1 pseudogene is annotated in these 274 nt (G+C 71.9%); it reads right to left on the reverse strand.

Annotated features, from left to right (window positions below):
- Positions 1 to 274, reverse strand: a pseudogene (locus RMT89_RS42965) (hypothetical protein); the annotation flags it as partial.

Raw genomic sequence — 274 nt, forward strand, 5'->3', positions numbered from 1 at the left:
TCCGCCATCTCCACCCACGGCTCGAGCTCGGCGTAGCTCAGCGGCCAGTCGCGGCCGACGCCGAAGCGCGAGCGCATCTCGTAGTCCTCGGGCAGGAAGCGCGGGGTCTTCGCCTCCCAATGCATCGTCGTGCCGCCGAGGATGCGCGTGTAGCCGGTGTCGGTGCCGAAGGGGCCGGTCTGCACCATGTAGCCGGAGGCGTCGGGCTGGCCCGGGGACATCTTGTGCACGTCGCCGCGCGGGAAGGGCGCGGCGTCGTTGACCGCGAACGGCG

The organism is Streptomyces sp. P17 (genome assembly GCF_032436805.1).
Classification (GTDB): Bacteria; Actinomycetota; Actinomycetes; order Streptomycetales; family Streptomycetaceae; genus Streptomyces.